Genomic DNA, 13,894 nt, shown 5'->3' on the forward strand with positions numbered 1-13,894 from the left:
AACTGTTTATTTTCGATTATGATTCTAACAATAGTTGTAGCTCAGACCCGAGTCAATTCATGCGAGAAATCATCCTTATTTCATTTCTGGGGCCAGACCAGCCTAATCAATTTACACGATTAATGCAGGCCCTGTCCGTTCATTCCTTACAAATCTTAGATGTAGGTCAAGCCGTCATACATAACCAACTGACTTTAGGTATTGTTGTTTCGTCAGATGACCAAACTGCTACAGCATTAGCCATGAAGGAAATTCTGATTTTAGCACATGAAATTGGCTTAACAGTTCGTTTTAAACCAATCTCTGCTGCAGATTATGATCAATGGGTAAGTGAAGGTGGCCGTACACGTTATATCGTGACTGCTTTAGCGCCAGAGTTGACGCCATCGCATTTACAGGCTGTAACAAAAATTGTGTCGAGCCAAGGCTTCAATATTGAAACAGTGACGCGTTTATCTGGTCGTCCGCAGCTTGATGGAGGCAGTATTGGGCCTAAACGTGCCTGCGTACAATTTGGTTTAAGTGGCCAAATGTTAGATGCACAAGCCATGCGTGCAGCCTGCTTGAGCTTATCTGCAGAGCTGAGCGTAGACGTTGCAGTACAAGAAGACAATGCGTACCGTCGTAACCGCCGTTTGGTGTGTTTTGATATGGATTCGACGCTGATTGAGCAAGAAGTCATTGACGAGCTGGCAAAAGAAGCAGGTGTTGGTCAGCAAGTTGCAGAGATTACTGAACGTGCGATGCAAGGTGAATTGGACTTCCAAGAAAGCTTCCGTGCCCGTGTTGCTTTGCTCAAAGGTATGGATGCATCCGTGCTGGCGAGTATTGCTGAGCGCTTAACGGTCACTGAAGGTGCAGAACGCCTAATTTCAACATTGAAATCATTGGGCTACCGCACCGCGATTTTATCGGGTGGCTTCCAGTACTTTGCAGAATATTTACAGGCGAAACTCGGTATTGATGAAGTTCATGCCAATATTTTAGATGTACAAGATGGCGTAGTAACGGGTGAAGTCAAAGGTCATATTGTTGACGGCGCACGTAAAGCATTCTTGTTGACGCAAATTGCTGAAGAAATGGGCATTTCCTTAGAACAAGCGATTGCCGTGGGCGATGGTGCAAATGACTTACCAATGCTCTCGATTGCAGGTCTAGGTGTCGCATTCCGTGCTAAACCATTGGTACGTCAAAATGCCAATCAAGCGATTTCAAGTGTAGGACTTGACGGCGTGTTATATCTTTTAGGTGTACATGATAAAGATTTAAATCGTGCCTAATATGTGACCGTTGTATGAAAAACGCAGTCAAATGACTGCGTTTTTTTATGGATTTCAGTCTAGAGGCGACCAACGGTAAATATAAAATTGTTGATAAAAACAACGATTAACATGATCTGAAAAATAAATTTTTCACTGCAAAAAAGCAGGTTTTTTTTTGTAATGACACGCCAAGCGAGGCATGGTCTTTGTTCTAAGAAAACTCAAAAATAAAAAAATGTAATGACAAAATAATGTTGCGACAATGTGTGTCGCTTAGGCCGAAGACAAGACTTTTTTTATCAAAAAAACTGCGCATAATGCATGCATAGAGTTTGAAGTTGATACATTCCATTGATTGATTACACGGTAATTTTAAATGAAACCTAGCCATAGCAATGGTTTCATTAAATGACGGAGGTTTATATGGTAACAGCGAATTTTGCCACCATTCTAGGCATGAGCTTAGTCGCGGCTGCTGTCATTGCTGTTTTCTTCTCGCCGTATCGTCGCTGGTTAAACTATATGCTGGCTGGGATGCTGGTATGGGGCATGGTTGAAGTCATTCGTTTTGGCACACAAGCTGTATTTGAGCTCACCATGATTTCCAGCTACTTTGTGGCATTAATGACGACGATGACGGTATTTATTCTGATGCTATTGCTTGAAGACCGCCGTGCGGAGCGTGCGTCAGCAAAACGTCAATATATCGAACATACACCTGTCTATGAGGATGATCAGCAGTATTCAAGTCGCTGATAGTCAATTTTTAAGGTGAAAAAAGGCATGTTTCATACATGCCTTTTTTATGTCGAGCACAAATTTAAACTGTAAAGGCATGCTTTTAAAAAACGAAGTTATGTTAGGATGAGGCAGTTAATTTTCCAACAATTACAATAGGCTTAAAGTCATGAAATTATCATCAATTCCTGTCGTAAAATTACCACTGGTTGATGTCAGCACGGATCCGCTGGATTTACTGGTTGCTGGTTTAGCATTGCGTATGAAACAACTTGCGCGTACCAGCCCTAAATTTATTGAGTTGGTTCATGAGCGTCAATTTCGTATCCAAATTGGTACAGACTTAGGTGTAGCACGTCAAATTATTGTAAATAATGGCCACATTGATACCGTTGCAGGTAATGCAGAAAAAGCAGATTTTATTTTGCAATTTGCAGACAGCGAACAAGGTGTAAAAACCTTGATGAAAGGTGACCCGACTGCATTTATGACGGGCATGCAAAATGGCAGTATTAAAATGGAAGGTGACTTTGGGCTTTTGGTTTGGTTTAACCAAGTGGCGAAGTTGATTCCACCGAAGCTACCAAAACCAGTGAAAGAAAAATTCAAAATTGCACGTGCATTTATTAAAGAAAAAACAGGTAAGTAAGATGTACTCCTTTTCCCCTCCTTTTTTAAAGGAGGGGCTAGGGGAGGATTTAAAAAGCCCTCTTTGGAGGGCTTTTTTATCGTTCAGGATTTATTCGATTTCTAAGTTAAACGTCACTGGTCCGTCATTGACCAAATGCACTTTCATGTCGGCGCCAAAAATCCCTGTTTGCACATTTTCAAACTGCGACTTTGCATAGTTTACAAGTTCTTCGTACAGCGCTTTGGCTTCGCTTGGTGGCATGGCAGGGCCAAAGTCTGGGCGTAAGCCTTTTTGCGTTTGAGCCATTAAGGTGAATTGCGAGACCAAGAGTAAGCCACCACCTGCTTGGCTGATATTCCAGCCCATTTTGCCTTGTTCATCATCAAAAAAACGATATTTCAAGATCTTATCAATCAGCTTTTTGCCTTTGACCAAATCATCCTCTTTGCCAATGCCTAAAAAAACTAAAATGCCGTGCTGAATTTCACCTGTAGTTTCGCCATCCACGACTACTTTAGCTTCTAGAACACGTTGTAATAAGGCGCGCATTTGGGACTATTTTCCATCAAATCAAATCAGAACAAATTGTAGCAAAAATGCATTTAAAATGGAGTTTTTGATTAAATTTAAAGCATTAAGTTGTTGAAAAATATTAGATAAAAAATAATAAATCTAACAAATCGATTGAAATTATAAAAATAATCTGTTTTAGCAATTTAAAGAAAATAGGTATCTTCTCTCGTGCAGGAAAGGTATTAATTTTAGTGAGATGAAGACGATGTTTAAGCGTTCTTTACTGGTTGCTATGTTAGCAACTGCAACAGCGGCGACTCAAGCAGCGCCATTAACAAAAGACAATGGTGCACCAGTAGGCGATAACCAAAACTCGATTACTGCGGGTCCAAATGGTTCAGTTCTACTTCAAGACGTACAATTGGTTCAAAAATTACAACGTTTTGGTCGTGAGCGTATTCCTGAGCGTGTAGTGCATGCACGTGGTACAGGTGCTTATGGTGAGTTTGTTGCAACTAAAGATTTATCTGATCTAACAATTGCTTCATTATTCAAAGCGGGTACTAAAACTCCAGTATTCTTACGCTTCTCTACTGTAATTCACGGTAAAGGTTCTCCAGAAACTTTACGTGACCCGCACGGTTTCGCGATCAAGTTCTACACGCAAGAAGGTAACTGGGATTTAGTGGGTAACCAATCTCCAGTATTCTTCATCCGTGATGCAATCAAATTCCCTGACTTCATTCACGCAATGAAGCCAAGCCCAATTGACAACATGCAAGACGCAAACCGCGTATTTGACTTCTTGTCTAGCCAGCCTTGGGCAACCAACATGATCACTCATGTATATGGTAAAGAAGGTGTTCCGACGAGCTACCGCGAACAAGACGGTTTTGGCGTACATGCATTCAAACTTTATAACGATAAAGGCGAATACAAATACGTGAAATTCAACTTCCGTTCTAAACAAGGCGTGAAGGGTCTTAACGTTAAAGAAGCGAGTGAGTTACAAGGTAAAGACTTCAACCACTTAACGAACGATCTTTACAAGAACATCAACGCAGGTAACTTCCCTAAATGGGATCTTTACATCCAAGTTATGGATCCTAAAGACCTAAACAGCTTCGAGTTCGATCCACTAGATCCAACTAAAATCTGGCCGACGAACCTCGTTCCAGAAACTAAAGTCGGTACTTTAACGCTGAACCGTATGCCGAAGAACTTCTTCCAAGAAACAGAACAAGTTGCATTGGCTCCAGGTAACCTCGTACCAGGTATCGAGCCATCTGAAGACCGTCTATTACAAGGTCGTATCTTCTCTTACTCAGATACTCAAATGTACCGTTTAGGTGCGAACCACCAGCAAATTCCTGTAAACCGTCCAGTTGTGAATGTAAACAACAACAACCAAGATGGCTACATGAACGTTGGCGGTACTTCATCTAACGTGAACTATGAACCAAGCCGTATTGAACCAAAACCAGCAACTGCGAAAGCACGTGCAGTTCAAACGCCTTTAACTGGTACTGTTCAACAAGTGGGTACCAAAGAGCAAAACTTCAAGCAAGCGGGTGAGCTTTACCGTTCATACACTGCGAAAGAAAAAGACGATTTAATCATGAACTTGGCTGCGGATCTTGGCAACGTGAAAGATTCAGAAACTAAGCACATCATGTTGTCTTACTTCTACAAAGCAGATGCGGACTACGGTACACGTATGACTAAAGCGGTTAATGGCAACATTGCAACTGTTAAAGCAAAAGCTGCGCAGTTAAAAGACTAAGCAATCGCTTATAGATGAAAGACGTATTTCGATGCGTCAATCAGATCGGTGACTAGGGTAAAGACGAAAGTCACCACCGAAAAGTCCTGTAAAACTCAAACCCTTTCCTGCAACCCTAGGGGAGTTTTACAGGCACTCTTTTTTTGCTTCACATTTCATTTTCAACGTTTTTAGAAACGTGAACACATTCGATTTTTGTTGGAGTTCATCATGAGCATTATGCAACGTACACTTTTAGCCAGTCTTCTCGCGTTTGGTGCCGCATTCGCAAACGTGGCAATCGCGGAAGAAATCTCCCCCGCTAAAACTGCTGCCAATGTTCAGATGAACTCACAACAAGAATTGATCGATCTGTTTTTTGCCGCGGCCAAAACGGGTAATCAAGAGGTGATCAACGAGTTTTTAAAACATGGATTTCCAGTAGACGTGCGTAATGCCTCAGGCTTTACCCCGTTGATGATGGCGACTTATTATGGTCATCAAGACATCGTAACGACAATGCTAAACCATGGTGCTGACCGCTGTGCGCGTGACAATAAAGGTAATACAGCATTAATGGGTGCTTTGTTTAAAATGGAATTTTCCATTGCAAAACAATTGCGTCAGGTCGATTGTGATGCAAATGCCAAGCAGACAGGTCAAAAAACCACAGCTGAATTTGCCAAAGTTATTGGGCAAGAAAAACAGTTGCAAAAAATCATTCAAGCACAAGAAAAATCAGCAGTCCTTGCTCAGAAATAAGCAGGTCTGTAACTGAGCTATTTCATTGGCTGTGTATAAAACTAGCAATATCGCATTTGAAAGTGTGCTTTAATGCAAGAAGTACAGCGAATTTAAATCCGATATGGCTCCAATCATACAATCCTTGCTTGATACAGATTTATATAAATTCACCATGTTACAGGTGGTGTTACATAAATTTCCTCAGACGCACAGCGTTTATCATTTCCGTTGCCGTAATTTGCAAGACACGGTTTATCCGCTCGTAGACATTTTAGATGACCTCAATGAACAGCTGGACCATCTGTGTACGCTTCAGTTTAAAGAAGATGAGTTGCTGTATTTACGCAGCCTACGTTTTCTAAAAAGTGACTTTGTAGATTATCTCGAGTTATTTCAGCTTAAACGCCGTTTTATTAAGGCTGGGATTGATAGCGAAGGCCGTTTGGACATTTGGGTAGAAGGCCCTATGGTTCAGGCTATGATGTTTGAGATTTTTGTACTCGCATTGGTCAATGAATTGTATTTCCGTCGCATTCGTTCTGACGAAGTATTACTCGAAGGGCAGCGCCGTTTAGACGCAAAAGTTGAGCTTCTGAAGCATTATACTGAAGTACAAGGTTCAGATGAGCCACCATTCTTGGTGTCTGATTTTGGTACGCGTCGCCGTTATAGCTTTGCATGGCAAAAGCATGTCATTCAAGCGTTTAATCAAGCGGCTCCTGAAATTTTCCGTGGTACAAGTAATGTGCTGATTGCCAAAGAATTGGGGCTCACTCCGATTGGCACCATGGCACATGAGTTTTTACAAGCTTTCCAAGCTTTAGATGTTCGTCTGCGTAATTTCCAAAAGTCTGCACTTGAAACTTGGGTACAAGAATACCGAGGTGATTTGGGCATTGCTTTGACCGATGTGGTGGGTATGGACGCATTTCTAAAAGACTTCGATCTATACTTTGCCAAATTGTTTGATGGTTTACGCCATGACAGTGGTGACCCCTATGAATGGGGTGATAAAGCCTATGCACACTATAAAAAGTTGAAAATTGACAGCAAAACTAAAATGCTGACATTTAGTGATGGCTTAGATTTAGAAAAAGCGTGGAGCTTACACAATTACTTTAAAGACCGCTTTCAAGTGAGCTTTGGGATTGGCACCAATTTAACCAATGATATGGGGCAAACGCCGTTAAATATTGTGTTGAAATTGGTGGAGTGTAATGGTCAATCAGTCGCAAAAATTTCAGACAGTCCGGGTAAAACCATGACGGATAACGACACCTTCTTGGCATATTTACGTCAGGTGTTTGAAATCCCTGAAAGTGCTTAAGCACAATGTAAAAACCGTCTTGCAACCCAAGACGGTTTTTTTTGGATGTGAATTTTTACCAAGGGTTTATCTAAAATTTTGCTAAGGGTCTTTTAAAAACAGCATATTTTTGAAAATAAGCTGTGCTAAGATCAGTTAAATTTGACCCATAATAGCTACGAAAAAATGAGCACTTTGGATTTTGGCCTGCTGATAGAAGCAGAAGATTTGGTCCCACATTTGGGCAATGACAAACTCAGAATTGTCGATTTGAGCCGAACATCGGTGTATGAGCAACTGCATATTCCTCATGCCATTCACCTGAAACCGAAACTTTTAGTGCGCCAAGAAGAACAAGCCATGGGGCTATTGCCTGAAGCAGAAGGTTTGCAAGCGCTGATTGAGTTCTTAAATATTTCCCCAGAGCATCATGTTGTGGCATACGATGATGAAGGTGGCGCATGGGCAGGACGGTTGATTTGGAACTTACACTGTATTGGGTTTGAAAATACCAGCCTTTTGAACGGTGGCATCCATGCATGGTTGGGTGCAGGCTTACCAACGAGCGCAGAAGTACCACAATTTGAGCCCGTTGAGCAATTTGTGACGATTCAGTCAAATGCCCAAAAAGATGTACAAATTGATTATGCAGAATTAAAACAAAGTGTTGAAAATCAATCAATTCAAGTTTGGGACTGCCGTACAGAAGATGAATATACCGGACTGCGCTTAGCGGCTAGACGTGGCGGGCATATTCCAAGCGCACGCCATTTCGAGTGGAGTACTGCCCTTAACCGTAAAAATCATTTAAAATTGCATCCTTTATCGCGCACCCAGCAGCGTTTAGAACAACTCGGTTTTCAATTAAATGAACCAGTGGTGGTGTATTGCCAGTCACATCATCGCTCAGGATTGGCCTATATTTTAGGGCGGTTATTGGGTTGGAATATTCGAGCGTATGACGGGGCGTGGAGTGAGTGGGGCAACCGCCTCGATAGTCCAATCGCTACAGGGGAGTTGCCATCTTGAGCATTACATCGCGTTTAAAACAACAAATTTTCATTCAAGCTCAGCGTGTGGTGCCACAACATCGTTTGTCACGTGTGGTGGGTAAAGTTGCAGCCAGCGAAAATCCAATCATTAAAAATGCGGTGATTACAGCGTTCAAGGCACAATATGGCATTGATATGTCGATTGCAGAGCAAAGCAATGCTTTGAAATTTAAATCATTTAATGAATTTTTTACCCGTTCTTTAAAAGATGGTGTACGTGAAATTGATCAGGATGCAAGTAGCATTGTTTCACCTGCGGATGGTGCGATTTCACAATTGGGTAAAATTGAAAATGGTGATATTTTTCAAGCCAAAGGCCAAAAATTTACCGTTGAAAATTTGATTGCCGATCCACAATTGGCAGAGCCATTTAAAAATGGTCAATTTGCTACAGTCTACCTGTCACCGAAAGATTATCACCGTGTGCACATGCCATTTGCCGGTACATTAACTGAAACATTGTATGTGCCAGGTGAATTATTTTCTGTGAACCAAACCACAGCAGAGAATATTCCTGGTTTGTTTGCACGTAATGAACGTATGGTGTGTTTGTTTGATACGGAATTAGGCCGTATGGCAGTGGTGCTGGTAGGTGCGATGATTGTGGCGGGGATCGAAACCGTTGCGACTGGTAAAGTAAAACCAACGGGCCGTATTGAATTAAACCAGCACGATTTAAAACTTGAAAAAGGAGCTGAGCTCGGGCGTTTCTATTTGGGCTCAACTGCGGTGGTTTTATTTGAACAAGATAAAATGGCATGGGATGCCGCATTTTCCGCAAATTCAGCAGTGGTCATGGGTGAAGCTTTAGGGCATACCATTTAAGGAATTCTCTCCTTTTAGGAAAAGCTTTTGAGCTAAGCTGATTTATTCAAAAAAGAATCTCTTCTAACCTCCCTTTATTAAAGGGAGGAATAAAAAAGCACCTTAAGGTGCTTTTTTATTGAATTCAAATTAGCGTTTTACCACAATTGAATCGATGCCACTGTGTTGTAAGGTTTGCTGTGCAATGACGGCTGCATCTTGTGAGTCATAAGGTCCAGAGACTACGCGGTACCAAACTTTCCCATTTTCTGTAGTCTGTACAACATCGGCAGATAAACCATTCAGAATAATTTCTGCACGACGTGCATCGGCTTGATCTGGGTCATCATAACTACGCACTTGTAGAATGTAATTTGGTGCCGCTGCTGCTGGACTTTCTACAAGGCCAGGTTCTGGGTTGGCTTGTTCCGCTTTTTGCTCAGGTGCTTCTACAATCACCACAGTGCCTTGATTCTTGCTTTCAGGAATCGCTTGCTCAGGAATAGGAGTAACTTGTTGCTGAGGTAATAGGTCGTAAAAACGATAGTCTTTGTTGGTTTCTTCTTGGGTTTGTTCTGCAGTGGCTTGCGCACGTGGTTTAACCGGTTGCCAAGGTTTCCAAAGCATCAATGCAACCACAAAGCTTAACACGATCAAAATCGCCACTAAGGTTCCCAGCCATGCTGGAATCAGTGGTTTTTTAGGTTTATTCGGTCGCTCTGATACACCACGTTGCGTTTTTCCAAACACGAGGAAACCTCATTCATTTTAATTGTGACGAAGCACTTTGGGAGAGTCCCAAAATATTGTTCTTGATTATTATATATTACATTACTGTCATCTGTATTTTGTTTAATTTTCACAAATTAAGCAAATGACAAATTTAAAAATATAAGGCTTATGGTAAAAAAGCCAGACGCATGATGCATCTGGCTTTTTAGGTTTGGTCAGCTCAGAAAATGTAAGACTGATCTGCCAATGGTAAATTACCCGAGTTTTGCTTACATGCTTTCTGGTGCCGATACACCGAGTAACTCAAGACCATTGCGAAGGACTTGACGTACATTCACAGACAGTAATAAACGTGCTTGGGTCAATTCAGCATCATCACCAAGGACTTTATTTTCGTTGTACCAACCGTGGAATAAAGCAGCCAATTCTTTTAAGTAGTTACCAATTTGATGTGGTTCGTATGCATTGGCAGCACGAACTAAAATCTCTGGGTAAGCTGCAAGTTTTGCAAGAATTTCAGTTTCAGTTTCTAATTCAAGTTTGCTTGCTAAACCACGTGCAACGCTTGCATCGAAGTTCACTTGCATAGATTGAGCTTTTTCTAACATACGGCAGATACGCGCGTGTGCATATTGAATGTAATACACAGCATTGTCTTTGCTTTGTGAAACCGCTAAATCTAAGTCGAAGTCAATGTGTTGCTCAGACTTGCGCATTACGTAGTAGAAACGTGCAGCGTCATTACCAACTTCCTTACGAAGGTCACGTAACGTCACGAATTGGCCTGAACGAGATGACATTTGTACCATCTCGCCACCACGCCATAAGCTGACGAACTGAACAAGAAGCACGGTTAACTTTTTAGAGTCATAGCCCATTGCATCAATGGCCGCTTTCACACGTGCGATATAACCGTGGTGATCTGAACCCCAAATATCGATGATGTCTGTATAGCCACGTTGTAATTTGTTTAAGTGATAGGCGATATCTGATGCGAAATAAGTCGTTTGACCATTGCGGCGTTTCACTACGCGGTCTTTTTCATCACCAAATGCGGTTGATTTGAACCAAATGTTACCTTCTTTTTCGTAAAGGAAACCACGTTGGTCCAGCACTTGAAGTGCTTCGGTAATTTTATCTGTCAGTGTTTCTTCGCTAAACCATTGGTTAAAGTGAACACCAAACTCGCCAAGGTCATCTTTAATATCGTCAAGAATCGCTTTTAAGGCCGCTTGAAGGAATACACGGTAACCTTCGCCAAGCAAAGTTTGCGAATTAAAAATTAAGCCATCAATGTGTTTTTCTTTGTCGCCTGAAAGTACAACTTTATTGCCATCAGCATCAAGTTCGGCAGCGAATTGAACATCTTCAGGCACGTCTTTGTAGACATCTGCGACTGGGCGTACATAAGCTTCGCCGTCTTGATCAATAATGCTTTGAGCGATTTCTTTAACGTAATCACCTTGATATGCATTTTTAGGGAATACCAAAGTTTGACCTGTAAGCTCTAAGTAGCGCAGGTAAGTAGAGGTTGCCAGGATGTCCATTTGACGGCCAGCATCATTCACATAGTATTCACGGTCAACGGTTGCGCCTGTTGCTTCAAGAAGATTTGCAACGGTCATACCATAAGCTGCACCACGACCATGACCCACGTGTAGGCTAGATGTTGGGTTAGCAGAAACAAATTCTACTTGAATTTTTTTTGCTGCATTGGCTTGGGTACGGCCAAATTCATTTTGTTGTGCTTGAATTTGATCCAGTACGGCAAAACGCTGGTCTGCATTTAAGAAGAAGTTAATAAAACCAGGGCCTGCGATTTCTGCTTTGCTGATATCTGCAACTTCAGGCAGGGCGGCAAGAATTTTTTCGGCTAAATCACGTGGCTTCATACCAGCAGCTTTAGAAGCAATCATTGCGATGTTCGAAGCGAAGTCACCATGGCTTCGGTCTTTAGTACGCGTGAGATTGCCATTGTTATTAAAGTCAGTTGGGAGTACGCCTTCAGCTTGAAGGGCGTGTACTGCATGTTCGAGAGCTGCTTGGATTGCCGTATTCATATTCAGTCGAAAATTAAATGTCGCAGAAAAACAATAAATATAGCAAATTTCGCTGTCTTTAGGTGAACCCATTTGTAGTGAATAAATAATATTCGATGAAATAAGCTCAGGGTCATCGGCATGTGAAATGGTTGCACCTGCCTGAGGGCGCCGTGATATTTGCCAGTGATCAGCGTGTTTGAAAAGGCTGAGCTTGTGCTGTGCTCAGCCATGCTCGGGGCTTAAGATGTTTTACAATTCACTGGTTTTTTCAGTAATTCGGCATGTGTATTTTGGAAACTATATAGCTTTGAAGCATTAAAAATCTTAATCACTTTGGCCTGTTTGAGTGCTGTTTTAAAGCTCTCGAGCTGCTTGCTTTGATAGGTTTGGAAAGGGTTGCCGAAGTTTTTATTGTCGAGCAAAAATTGAATTTGCCCAGCACTGTCATCATAGGCTTTAAGAATGATTTGACCATTTGCATTGCTCAGGCTAAAGCTTGGGCGTTGAGTCTCAATTTTACAGTTGAGCGCCAAGGATAAGACGTGGTTATTTGTGGCTTTGTTTTGCAGTTCTGCCGTGCCCAATTGCGGGTTTTCTAAATATACCCATTCATTTTTAGGCATATTGGCCAGTAGGTGTTCGAGTTTTTCTTGCGATGCTTTGGCCAAGTCTAAAATGCTTTGTGCATCGAGTTCTGGACTTTTTTCTTGACCTAACATGCCCATCACGCTGTCGGTGACTTTAGTACTGGTTTTGGAAATCATTTGACAACCCGAAAGGGCAACAAGGCTCAAGCCAAAAATAAGGCAGATAGATTGTGTTTTTTTTATCATTTTTGATTATGGTGTTACGGTTTAAAATTGTTCGCTTAGCTTAGCGTGCTCCATTACTTTGTCAATCTATGCGCCGTCGGTTTTATGTGATGGATCGTACATTTGGCGTTGCATCTCTGATACATGGAGCCATCATGCGCAGGCATCATGATGGCCATTGTATGCTTAGAGCAGGTATTCCACCACTGCGCGGATAATCCCTAAAATCAAGCCAATAAATGCACCCACTACCACACCATTGACACGAATCATGTGCAGGTCGCCACCGACTTCATTTTCAATTTTGTCGATCATTTCACGTGAATCCCACTCATGAATGCGGGCGCTAATAAACAGAATCACTTTTTCGCTGTATTGGTCGGAAAGGTCGACTGCAATGTCACTCATTTTGTCATTTAACAATTGGCGCACGGCAATATTAGAGATCATATTTTCTCCGACTTGCTGAATTGCCACACGTAAATTTTGTGCAATACCTGAATCTGTTTTTTGCAAATCAGCTTTAATTGCATCGCATAAAATCACCACAGCACCGCTCAAGAAGTTCAGCACTTGTGGACTGTCTAAAAGTGCATCTTTGGTTTGGTTGAGGCGTAGGCTCGCACTGCTTTGATTATTGGCTAAGGCCAGCATGAGGCTTTGGGCACTGTCTTCTATTTTTTGTCGCCATGGATGTTCTGGATCTGCCAGCATAGATTCGACTTTTTCGAGTAAGGAATCAATGGTACGTTGTTGCACATCAATACCAATCCAGCTGGCACCTTTGGCCAGTTTCCAAACGCCTAACTCTTTAAATAACTGACGACTTAAATCCCGTGCTTGTTCAGGGTGCTGTAGCATCCATTCATGGGCTAAATCTAAGCCTCGTTGTAATACATCTTGGTGAAAATCGTTGTCTAAGACCGCGCGAAGCATTTCACTGGCTAAGTGGTTAATTTGGGTGTTTTTAACCCATTGCACACTGTTGTTTTGAATAAAACGGCCAATTTGATCTTGCCCAACAAAGTCAAAAAATTTAGGTACGGTTTGTTGAATGAGCTCGGTGACTTTTTGATTATTTTCAGGATTGGCCAACCATTTGCCCATGGCTAAGGATAAATCTGTATTGGCGAGGCTACGTTGCACAATTTGCGGGGAGAGAAAATTTTCTTGTACAAAGCGTCCCATAGATTCTGCAATACGGGCTTTATTGCGTGGAATAATTTCAGTGTGGTCGCGTAAAAATTTAGGAATTGGCATTTTGCCAAAAGGATTACGAAACAACACTGTAATAGCATACCAGTCTGCCAGACCACCCACCACGCCTGCTTCTGCCGAAAGCATTAAAATATGAATGAGCCAAACATAATCGGGCAGTAATTTGGCGCTAATCATTAAAGCCAACCAAATTAGCACGGCAACAACTAAGGCAATGCCCGCGAATCGTTTACTGCGTTGCAAATTGGGTGAGGCTTGAGTCGCTTCAGACATAGGGC

The 13,894-nt window shown here is 41.9% G+C and carries 13 protein-coding genes; 8 read left to right on the top strand and 5 right to left on the bottom strand.

Annotation, left to right across the window (positions count from 1 at the left end):
- Nucleotides 1-59: 59 nt before the first annotated feature.
- The 3 genes from serB to EXE29_RS05265 all read left to right on the top strand — a co-directional run bounded on the left by serB (nt 60) and on the right by EXE29_RS05265 (nt 2,649).
- Nucleotides 60-1,280, top strand: coding sequence for a phosphoserine phosphatase SerB (serB, locus tag EXE29_RS05255; protein WP_117006549.1), 1,221 nt, complete (start codon nt 60-62; stop codon nt 1,278-1,280).
- A 405-nt stretch (nt 1,281-1,685) separates the two neighbouring features.
- The gene (gene aciT / locus EXE29_RS05260; protein WP_106984151.1) at nt 1,686-2,018 is read left to right on the top strand and encodes an AciT family ciprofloxacin tolerance protein; all 333 of its coding nucleotides are present in this window, start codon (nt 1,686-1,688) and stop codon (nt 2,016-2,018) included.
- Nucleotides 2,019-2,169: 151 nt separating this feature from the next.
- Entirely contained in the window at nt 2,170-2,649 is a 480-nt protein-coding gene (locus EXE29_RS05265) for an SCP-2 sterol transfer family protein (RefSeq protein ID WP_120364111.1), read from the top strand.
- Nucleotides 2,650-2,739: 90 nt separating this feature from the next.
- Here the strand turns inward: EXE29_RS05265 and dtd are convergent, their stop codons facing one another.
- Entirely contained in the window at nt 2,740-3,180 is a 441-nt protein-coding gene (gene dtd, locus EXE29_RS05270) for a D-aminoacyl-tRNA deacylase (RefSeq protein ID WP_106984153.1), read from the bottom strand.
- A gap of 229 nt (nt 3,181-3,409) precedes the next feature.
- Here dtd and EXE29_RS05275 point away from each other — a divergent pair, with 229 nt between their 5' ends.
- The 5 genes from EXE29_RS05275 (at nt 3,410) to asd (ending at nt 8,833) form a co-directional block, all read left to right on the top strand.
- Entirely contained in the window at nt 3,410-4,927 is a 1,518-nt protein-coding gene (locus EXE29_RS05275) for a catalase (protein WP_120364110.1), read from the top strand.
- 210 nt (nt 4,928-5,137) lie between these two features.
- Nucleotides 5,138-5,668 (top strand): ankyrin repeat domain-containing protein, encoded by a 531-nt coding sequence (locus tag EXE29_RS05280; protein ID WP_120364109.1) that lies wholly within the window; start codon nt 5,138-5,140, stop codon nt 5,666-5,668.
- Nucleotides 5,669-5,771: 103 nt separating this feature from the next.
- On the top strand, nt 5,772-6,977 hold the full coding sequence (gene pncB, locus EXE29_RS05285; protein ID WP_106984156.1) for a nicotinate phosphoribosyltransferase: 1,206 nt from the start codon (nt 5,772-5,774) through the stop codon (nt 6,975-6,977).
- Nucleotides 6,978-7,142: 165 nt separating this feature from the next.
- On the top strand, nt 7,143-7,985 hold the full coding sequence (locus EXE29_RS05290) for a sulfurtransferase (protein WP_120364108.1): 843 nt from the start codon (nt 7,143-7,145) through the stop codon (nt 7,983-7,985).
- Complete coding sequence (gene asd / locus EXE29_RS05295; RefSeq protein ID WP_120364107.1) at nt 7,982-8,833, top strand: archaetidylserine decarboxylase; 852 nt, start codon at nt 7,982-7,984, stop codon at nt 8,831-8,833. The genes EXE29_RS05290 and asd overlap by 4 nt, the downstream gene beginning before the upstream one ends.
- A 129-nt stretch (nt 8,834-8,962) precedes the next feature.
- Here the strand turns inward: asd and EXE29_RS05300 are convergent, their stop codons facing one another.
- From EXE29_RS05300 to EXE29_RS05315, 4 genes are all read right to left on the bottom strand, one after another.
- Nucleotides 8,963-9,562, bottom strand: coding sequence for an SPOR domain-containing protein (locus tag EXE29_RS05300; protein ID WP_117006554.1), 600 nt, complete (start codon nt 9,560-9,562; stop codon nt 8,963-8,965).
- A 251-nt stretch (nt 9,563-9,813) separates the two neighbouring features.
- Nucleotides 9,814-11,604: an arginine--tRNA ligase gene (argS, locus tag EXE29_RS05305; protein ID WP_120364139.1), complete on the bottom strand. Its 1,791-nt coding sequence runs from the start codon at nt 11,602-11,604 to the stop codon at nt 9,814-9,816.
- A gap of 221 nt (nt 11,605-11,825) precedes the next feature.
- A complete protein-coding gene (locus tag EXE29_RS05310) occupies nt 11,826-12,419 on the bottom strand; it encodes a YfjT/YkfB family phage-associated protein (RefSeq protein ID WP_120364106.1) in 594 nt (197 codons plus the stop codon).
- A 165-nt stretch (nt 12,420-12,584) separates the two neighbouring features.
- Nucleotides 12,585-13,889 (bottom strand): DUF445 domain-containing protein, encoded by a 1,305-nt coding sequence (locus tag EXE29_RS05315; RefSeq protein ID WP_117006556.1) that lies wholly within the window; start codon nt 13,887-13,889, stop codon nt 12,585-12,587.
- Nucleotides 13,890-13,894 lie beyond the last annotated feature (5 nt).

The sequence above is a fragment of the Acinetobacter sp. WCHAc060006 genome (assembly GCF_004209135.1).
GTDB lineage: Bacteria > Pseudomonadota > Gammaproteobacteria > Pseudomonadales > Moraxellaceae > Acinetobacter > Acinetobacter cumulans.

What these genes read in the sequence shown, in the direction of transcription:
- serB (WP_117006549.1), top strand. Translation starts at nt 60, where the DNA reads ATGCGAGAAATCATCCTTATTTCATTTCTGGGGCCAGACCAGCCTAAT.
- pncB (WP_106984156.1), top strand. Translation starts at nt 5,772, where the DNA reads ATGGCTCCAATCATACAATCCTTGCTTGATACAGATTTATATAAATTC.
- EXE29_RS05290 (WP_120364108.1), top strand. Translation starts at nt 7,143, where the DNA reads ATGAGCACTTTGGATTTTGGCCTGCTGATAGAAGCAGAAGATTTGGTC.
- EXE29_RS05280 (WP_120364109.1), top strand. Translation starts at nt 5,138, where the DNA reads ATGAGCATTATGCAACGTACACTTTTAGCCAGTCTTCTCGCGTTTGGT.
- dtd (WP_106984153.1), bottom strand. Translation starts at nt 3,180, where the DNA reads ATGCGCGCCTTATTACAACGTGTTCTAGAAGCTAAAGTAGTCGTGGAT.
- EXE29_RS05310 (WP_120364106.1), bottom strand. Translation starts at nt 12,419, where the DNA reads ATGATAAAAAAAACACAATCTATCTGCCTTATTTTTGGCTTGAGCCTT.
- EXE29_RS05315 (WP_117006556.1), bottom strand. Translation starts at nt 13,889, where the DNA reads ATGTCTGAAGCGACTCAAGCCTCACCCAATTTGCAACGCAGTAAACGA.
- EXE29_RS05275 (WP_120364110.1), top strand. Translation starts at nt 3,410, where the DNA reads ATGTTTAAGCGTTCTTTACTGGTTGCTATGTTAGCAACTGCAACAGCG.
- aciT (WP_106984151.1), top strand. Translation starts at nt 1,686, where the DNA reads ATGGTAACAGCGAATTTTGCCACCATTCTAGGCATGAGCTTAGTCGCG.
- argS (WP_120364139.1), bottom strand. Translation starts at nt 11,604, where the DNA reads ATGAATACGGCAATCCAAGCAGCTCTCGAACATGCAGTACACGCCCTT.
- EXE29_RS05265 (WP_120364111.1), top strand. Translation starts at nt 2,170, where the DNA reads ATGAAATTATCATCAATTCCTGTCGTAAAATTACCACTGGTTGATGTC.